The organism is Brachyspira hampsonii 30446, from assembly GCF_000316195.1.
Taxonomy (GTDB): Bacteria; Spirochaetota; Brachyspiria; order Brachyspirales; family Brachyspiraceae; genus Brachyspira; species Brachyspira hampsonii_C.
In genome coordinates, this window is record NZ_JH994111.1 from 1,698,053 (window position 1) to 1,705,530 (window position 7,478).

A 7,478-nucleotide genomic window follows, 5' to 3' on the forward strand; every position below is an offset into this window, starting at 1 on the left:
ATAATTTAAATATAAAGTAGTTAATGAATGAATAATAATGATAAAATAAGAATCATACCTCTTGGCGGAGTACAGGAAATAGGTATGAATATGACTGTTATAGAATATGGAAATGAACTTCTAATAGTAGACTGCGGATTTATGTTTCCAAGATATCATATGCTGGGTATAGATTATGTGATTCCTGATACTTCATATTTAGAAGATAAAAATATAATAGGACTTATACTCACTCATGGTCATGAAGATCATATAGGTGCCATACCTCATTTTCTTAGAAAATTTCCTGATATTCCTATATACGGTTCAAGACTTACTTTGGCTTTTTTAAGAGCTAAATTAAATGATTATAAAAATGAATATAAAGATGCAAAATTACATGAAGTTGAGCCTAGAAATAAAATACAATTAGGAATGAATTTTGATATAGAATTTATAAGGGTAAATCATAGCATACCTGACGGAGTTGGAGTAGCAATAACAACGCCTCTTGGAGTTATAATACATACTGGGGATTTCAAAATAGATTTAAACCCAACAACAGATAGATTTATAGATCTTTACAAATTTGCTGAATACGGAGAAAACGGAGTTCTTCTTATGCTGGCAGATTCCACGAACTGTCAGAGAGAAGGATTTTCTATGAGTGAAAGCGTTGTTCAAAACAATATGACTCCCCTATTCGCTTATGAAGACGGAATGATTATCGTTGCCGTATTTGCAAGCAGCATAGAAAGAATACAGGATTTAGTAACCGCTGCAAAAGTTAATAATAAATTTGTAGCATTCTCAGGAAGAAGCTTAATAAAGTTTACTAAAATTGCTCAGGATATGGGATATTTAAATCTATATGATATAGTTATACCAATAGATAAAATAAATAAATATCCTAGAGAAAAAATAGTATGCATAACTACAGGAACTCAGGGAGAACCTTATTCCTCATTATCGCTTATAGCAGCAGAGGCTCATAAACATATAAAAGTAGAAGATGGGGATATGGTTATATTCTCATCAAGCGTTATACCTGGAAATGAAATGGCAGTTACTAGAATGATAAATAATCTGTTTGATCTCGGTGCTAAAATGGTTGGCGAAGATAAAAAACTTCTTCATGTATCAGGACATGCTTCCAGCGAAGATTTAAAATTAATGTACAGATTAGTAAAACCTAAATATTTTGTTCCTATACATGGAGAGAAAAGACATTTAATTAGCCATATAAAATTAGTTGAAAATCTGAATGGATTAGATACTAAAGGATTCCTGCTTTATAATGGAGATGTACTTGAAATAGATGAAACTTTAGAAGCAAAAATCACAGATCCTATAGATATAAGAAATATATATGTTGATGGAAAAGGTGTAGGAGATTTAGAGGAAAGTATATTCTATGATAGGGAGCAATTATCTCTTAACGGAGTAGTAGTTGCTAATGTTGTAGCTAAGAAAAATGCTGCAGGACAGTATGATATAAAAGTGGATTTAGAAAGTAAAGGCTTTACATATACAGGCGGAGAAAAAGAAGGTATTATCAATAAAACTGAACAGTTAAGAGAAGAAGGAATAAACTCAGCAATAGAAGCTGTTAGAAAGTTATTAAATAGAAATAAAAAAACCCCTTCTACTATAAAATATGAAGTAAGAGAAGCTCTACGCAAAAAATTTATTCAGATAATAGGCAGAGAACCTGTAATATTCGTATGTTTGTATATGGAGCATTTATATATAGAACAATCACATAATAATAATGATGAAAATAATAATATTTCTAACAATAGCATAGCAAATATAGAAAATACAGAAACAGAAGATAATAAGGAGAAAACAAAATGTCATACGAAGAAGAAAAAGAGAATCAAGAAGACAGTAACAAAAAAGAATTCCTCACAGATAAAAAGAACGAAATCAAAAAAGAAAAAAGCAGCAAAAGAGAGTTAATATTTACATTACTTATAATAATATCAATAATTATAGGAGCTGCTAGTATATTTTTAAAAAGTGAAAATATTAATATATCATCAAATATTAATTCTTCTATACAATCAAAGTCTGCTTTGAAAGACGGAATAGCAATAATAGATTTAAATGGAGTTATAACTCATATAAAAAGAAAGAACAGTTTAGGTATGGAATATCCTTCCGTAACAGAAGAGCTTATTTCAGATTTTGAATATTATATGCAGCATCCGAAAGTTAAGGCTATTGTACTTCAAGTTGACAGTCCAGGAGGGTCTTTAACTTCATGTGAAGAGGCTTTAAAATATTTACAGGAATTAAAAGAAAAATATCCTAAACCAATAGTAGCATCTTTCAGATCAATGGCAGCAAGCGGCGGATACTATATATCAATGATAGCAGATAAAATATATGCTAATGAATCAACTCTCACAGGAAGTATAGGGGTCATATCTCAATTCTTTAACATATCAGAATTGATGGACAAGTACGGAATAAAAATGTACACTATAAAAAGCGGAAGAAATAAAGATTCTTTGTCTCCTTTCAGAGCCCCTAGAGAAGATGAGCTTGCATATTGGCAGGATATGACAGATGAATTTGTGGGACAATTTACAAATGTTGTTGAAAAATCAAGAGGAGATAAAATAAAGGGTAATAGAGAAGATATATTTGACGGCAGAGTATTCAGCGGAAAAAAAGCATTGGAAATAGGACTTATAGATTCTATAGGAACTTTGCATGATGCTGTAAAAGAAGCAGCAAAAATGGGAGGTATAGAAGACGAAGAGCCTTATATAATAGACAGACCTAAAGAAAAAAATGATGTGCTGAATTTATTCTTTGCAAATATCTCAGAAACTATTAAGCCAAAATCTGGTATTCCTTTTCCTTATGAAGAAATAATGAATACAAAATATATTGGTGTGCCTATGTATATTTATATTCCAAATTATAATGGAGTAAATTAATGCAGTTACATGAAGCTATATACTATTATATATTAAAACCTAAAGAGGCTATAAAAAAATCTATAAATTTTGAATATTCTATCTTTATATATTTACTTGCCTCTTTAAGCATAGCTATATCAGCATTATATACAGCATCATCTAAATCTAGTATATTAACTTTAATTATATTATCATTTGGTTTAGCAGCATATATTGCAATATCAAATATAGGTAAAATAGCTGTTATTAATCTCACAATATCAATATTTTTTAAAAATAATGATAAAAAATATATAACAACTTTTATTAATAACTGTTTTGGTATATATGGAATATTTATTCTTATTCTTCCTATAACATTAATATTTGGAAGATTTTCTTATCTGTATTTTATACAAATTGCAGTTTTATTGCTATTGCAGTTGTATTATATAATTTTGCTTTATAATAATATAAAATACTCATTTAATATAGAAAGCTCATTAAAAGCATTTTTAGTTTTAATAGCTCCTATAATATGTGATTATCTATTATATATATCATTAGCAATATTAGTATTTGGAGTTTTTATTAGCTATATATAATTATGAAAAAAATTAACAAATATATAATCATTGAAACTATAGGTCCATTCTTTGCGGGTATTTTATTTTTTACATTTGTATTTGTAATACAGCTTCTGCCTGAATTAATAAGACTTATTGTAAATAATGGTGCCCCTTTATTAATGTCATTGGAAGTATTTGTATATATGCTTCCTTTTAATATTGCAATAACAATACCTATGTCTATACTTATGGCAAGCATCATAGGATACGGCAGACTTTCTTCAGACAATGAGATAATAGTAATGCGTGCTTTGGGATTTCCCCATATGAGAATATATGCCCCTATTATAATATTAGGTATTATTACATTCTGTTTTTCATTATTTTTTAATAATGTTGTTATGTCTGAATCTAATTACAGATACAGAGCATTAATTTCATATATGGTTAATATCAAACCTTCTATAGCAGTGGGAAAATTAGAGTTCTCTGATATTCAAGATATGGGATTATCAATAGGCTCAAAATATGCTGATGATACAAGTATGTCTAATGTTGTAATATATGACAGATCCGAAACTAAAAGAGTAATAACTGCTAAATATGGTCTTTGGAAAAATAATGAGGCTAATGCTCAGGTAGTAACTTTAACTTTATATGACGGTGTTGTACAGGAAATGCCGGGATATGGATTTATTACTAATGATTATACTGTATTTGATTCTATGGATATCAATATTGTAAGAAATGTAAGTACATTGACTTCTCATGAAAGAGGATTAAGAGAAATGCCTTCTTGGGAAATAATGAAAAAAATAAATGATTCAAAAGCAGCTGCAAGTAAATCTGCTGATAATCAAATAAATGGAATGATAATAAATGCTTATAATAACATAGATACTAATGCTGTTACTATAACTTCATTTTCTAATGAATATATACAAACCAATTCAGCAGAATTAAAAGCTTTAAAAGAAAAAGCTATTGAGGAATCTGTACCATATTTTTACTATGTAGAGTTTCATAAATTTATTTCTATACCTGCTGCATGTTTATTTATGGTTTTAATAGGAGCTCCTTTGGGAATAGTTGGAAAAAGAAGCGGCAAAGGGTTTGGATTCGGACTATCTGTAATAGTGGTTGTTATATATTATTTGCTTATTACTGCAGCAGAATTAATAGCAGGCGGTAAAAAAGTACCTCCTATTATTGCCATGTGGTTTCCAAATATAGTTTTAGCTGCGATGGGAAGTTTTTTCATGATAAGATCTTTCTTCAGCAGGGGAAAATAAAATTATCAATTTAATAAACATTATTAGTTTTTTTATTAAAAGCATATTTATGAAAATATATACAAGTAGGAATTATTCCTATAGCCCAGCCTACAGGATTTGCAAACCATATTCCAACATATCCTAATGGTATTGATAAAAATACAGACCCTCCAACTTTTATAACAAGTTCAGTTATTCCGGATATTAAAGGAATCAATGCTTTTCCAATAGCCCTTACAGAATTATTATATAAAAGTATTATCCCTAAAAACGGATAGAATAAAGAAGATATTCTAAGATATCCTTTACATATCTCTGATATTATATCTATATACTCATCTTTACTAGATATAAATATTCTCACTAAATGATCTCCAAATAAAAATATTATTACAGCAGACAATACACTCAATGATAGAGAAAGTAATATTATACTTCTGAAACCTTCTTTTATCCTATCAATCTTACCAGCTCCGAAATTTTGTGCCGTATATACCGCAAAAGCCTCAGAAATAACAAAAAATGCCATAGATGCAAATTGATTTATTCTATTTCCTGTAGTATATGATGCCACAACATTAGTACCGAAAGTATTAACTACTCCGCTTATAATCATTTCACCTATTGATAAAAATATAGCCTGTATACTCATAGATATGCCTATTTTTATTATCATAAATAAATTATCAAACTCAAATACCATATCACTTTTCTTTAATTGTAAAATAGGAAATTTCTTCACTATATATAGTATGCTTAAAATAGCTGAAATCATTTGAGATATTACAGTAGCTATTGCAACACCAGCAACACTCATATCTAATAAAACAACAAAAATTAAATCTAATATAATATTGAGTATAGTTGTAAGTATTAAAAAATATAAAGGAGTTTTACTGTCTCCCAAAGCTCTCAATATACTAGCAGCACCATTATAAAAAAGCTGTCCGAATGATAAGCCTACACATATTTTCAAATAAATTATAGAATTTTCTATAATATCAGGGGGCGTTTTTAAAAGAATCATCAAATACTTTGAAAAAAATAAACCAAATATCAAAAGTATTAAAGAACTGCCCAATGTTATATAAATGGAGTTTAAAAAAGTCCTTTTAATCATAACCTCATTTTTAGCCCCAAAAAACTGTCCCATAACTATAGAAAAAGCATTCGTAAAACCTACAGCAAATGATAAAAAGAAAAACATAGTTGAAGTTGTTGCACCAATAGAAGCTAAAGCCCTAGAACCTGCAAATTTACCTATTATAATTGTATCTGCAACACTATAAAATTGCTGAAATATTCCTCCTATAAGCATTGGTATAGAAAAATATATTATAGTTTTAAACGGACTTCCGACAGTCATATCTTTTGTCATAATAAATCCTAAAATTTACTTATCTTTTTCTTTTGACAAAAAACTTCATTACATCATTAACATAATCACTAGAAGTATCAAGAATTATACGCTCTATAGAATTTCTTTTTAAAAAATCTAATCTTTCTTCCATAATCCTATTCTGCTCATTAAGATATTCTTCCCTTATTTTTTTATTAGACATATCGAAATAAACATAATCATCATTTTCCAAATCAGACAACACCAAAGTACCGCCCAAATTAGGAAGATGATACTCAAGCCTATCATTAACCAAACATACTATAAAATCATGACGCTTTCTTGTAATATCTATTTCCTTTTTAGGAAGTTCGCAGCAGGCATCTGTTATCAAAAAAGTGATGCTGTCTCTTTTCTGTATTCTGTTAAAATATTCTAATGCACTGGCTATATTAGTCTGCGTGCTTTTAGGAGTAAATTCTATAAGCTCTCTTATTATTCTAAGAACATGATTTTTGCCTTTATTTAAAGGAATAAATTTCTCAACCGTATCAGTAAATATTAAAAGTCCTACTTTATCATTATTTTTTAAAGCTGAAAAGCTAAGCAATGCACTAAGCTCAACTATTAAATTATGTTTTGTTTTAGTGAAGCCGAAATCTGTAGATGCTGAAAAATCGGCAAGTATTACAACACTAAGTTCTCTTTCTTCTCTAAAACGTTTTATGAAAGGCTCATTATATCTAGCACTAACCTTCCAATCCATAGCTCTCACATCATCGCCTATAGTATACTTTCTAACTTCATCAAACTCTATACCCTGTCCTTTGAAAGCAGAATGATACTGCCCTGCAAAATATGAGTTCACTATTCTTGAAGTTTTTATCTCTATTTGTCTTACGGATCTAAGTAAATCCTGAGTTGTTATGCCGCTGTCTTTAAACATTGATATCCTATAATTTTTTTATTGTGCATAATATTATATTATTAAGAAATAAAAAACAATACCTTTAAGTAAAATGAACGGTTAAAATTATTTATATTTTGTTGCCGCTATATTTTACTATACATAAAACAGCCTGAATATACAAAATGACTTCGTATGTATTTTTTATTAATAGATAATCATATTATCAGCTATTTTTAATAAAGTTTATCGCGATCAATAATAAATTATTATATTAATAAAAATTGTTCGCTATAAAAAATCCGTCAAGTAAACTTAACGGATACTCACAATTTTTATTTTGTTTATTACTACCATAAAAATTGTTCGCTATAAAGATCCGTCAAGTAAACTTAACGGATGCTCGCAATTTTTATTTTGATTATCACTATCATAAAAATTGTACGCTATAAAAAATCCGTCAAGTAAACTTAACGGATGCTCGCAATTTTTATTTTG

Annotated in this window: 6 protein-coding genes; 4 read left to right on the forward strand and 2 right to left on the reverse strand. The window is 28.6% G+C overall.

Annotated elements, in window-relative coordinates; all coding sequences use genetic code 11:
- The first annotated feature begins 27 nt into the window (after positions 1–27).
- The 4 genes from A966_RS12085 to A966_RS12100 are packed head-to-tail and all read left to right on the forward strand — an operon-like array spanning position 28 to position 4,752.
- Positions 28–1,941 carry a ribonuclease J gene (locus A966_RS12085; RefSeq protein ID WP_008726020.1) on the forward strand — a complete coding sequence of 638 codons (1,914 nt, stop codon included), beginning with the start codon at positions 28–30 and terminating at the stop codon, positions 1,939–1,941.
- On the forward strand, positions 1,833–2,930 hold the full coding sequence (sppA, locus tag A966_RS12090; protein WP_008726022.1) for a signal peptide peptidase SppA: 1,098 nt from the start codon (positions 1,833–1,835) through the stop codon (positions 2,928–2,930). The genes A966_RS12085 and sppA overlap by 109 nt, the downstream gene beginning before the upstream one ends.
- The gene (locus A966_RS12095; RefSeq protein ID WP_039955670.1) at positions 2,930–3,496 is read left to right on the forward strand and encodes a hypothetical protein; all 567 of its coding nucleotides are present in this window, start codon (positions 2,930–2,932) and stop codon (positions 3,494–3,496) included. The genes sppA and A966_RS12095 overlap by 1 nt, the downstream gene beginning before the upstream one ends.
- Before the next feature lie 2 nt (positions 3,497–3,498).
- Positions 3,499–4,752 (forward strand): LptF/LptG family permease, encoded by a 1,254-nt coding sequence (locus A966_RS12100; protein WP_008726027.1) that lies wholly within the window; start codon positions 3,499–3,501, stop codon positions 4,750–4,752.
- 10 nt (positions 4,753–4,762) lie between these two features.
- Here the strand turns inward: A966_RS12100 and A966_RS12105 are convergent, their stop codons facing one another.
- Both A966_RS12105 and A966_RS12110 read right to left on the reverse strand, forming a co-directional pair.
- Positions 4,763–6,112, reverse strand: a complete 1,350-nt coding sequence (locus A966_RS12105; RefSeq protein WP_008726029.1) for an MATE family efflux transporter — start codon at positions 6,110–6,112, stop codon at positions 4,763–4,765.
- Positions 6,113–6,131: 19 nt separating this feature from the next.
- Complete coding sequence (locus A966_RS12110; protein WP_008726031.1) at positions 6,132–7,019, reverse strand: DUF58 domain-containing protein; 888 nt, start codon at positions 7,017–7,019, stop codon at positions 6,132–6,134.
- Positions 7,020–7,478: the final 459 nt, after the last annotated feature.

Excerpts from the sequence above, each read along its gene's own strand:
- A966_RS12085 (WP_008726020.1), top strand. The coding sequence starts at position 28 with ATGAATAATAATGATAAAATAAGAATCATACCTCTTGGCGGAGTACAG.
- sppA (WP_008726022.1), top strand. The coding sequence starts at position 1,833 with ATGTCATACGAAGAAGAAAAAGAGAATCAAGAAGACAGTAACAAAAAA.
- A966_RS12095 (WP_039955670.1), top strand. The coding sequence starts at position 2,930 with ATGCAGTTACATGAAGCTATATACTATTATATATTAAAACCTAAAGAG.
- A966_RS12100 (WP_008726027.1), top strand. The coding sequence starts at position 3,499 with ATGAAAAAAATTAACAAATATATAATCATTGAAACTATAGGTCCATTC.
- A966_RS12105 (WP_008726029.1), bottom strand. The coding sequence starts at position 6,112 with ATGACAAAAGATATGACTGTCGGAAGTCCGTTTAAAACTATAATATAT.
- A966_RS12110 (WP_008726031.1), bottom strand. The coding sequence starts at position 7,019 with ATGTTTAAAGACAGCGGCATAACAACTCAGGATTTACTTAGATCCGTA.